General features: G+C 67.7%; 1 pseudogene. It reads right to left on the minus strand.

The window, feature by feature from the left end:
- Window positions 1-266 (minus strand): annotated as a pseudogene (locus VR44_RS25520) (crotonyl-CoA carboxylase/reductase); the annotation flags it as partial.

Consider the following 266-nt stretch of genomic DNA (forward strand, 5'->3'; position numbering starts at 1 on the left):
TGTCGCCCTGCTTCATCCCCGCGCCGTTGCGCGAGACCAGCTGCCGGTAGGCGGTCGAGTTCACCAGGCCCGGAGAGGCGGCCTCTTCCCAGCTGAGGTGGTCCGGCTTGGGCATCAGCTGGTTGGACTTGACGAGGGCGATCTCCGCCAGGCCGCCGAAGTTGGTCTCGAAGCCCCAGATGCGCTGCTCCGGGTCGAGCATGGTGTCGTTGTGGCCGTCGGAGGACTCCAGTTCGACCGACAGGCAGTGCGCGACGACCTCGTCG

Origin of the sequence: Streptomyces katrae (assembly GCF_000966975.1) — a bacterium.
In the GTDB taxonomy this organism is placed as follows: Bacteria; Actinomycetota; Actinomycetes; order Streptomycetales; family Streptomycetaceae; genus Streptomyces; species Streptomyces katrae.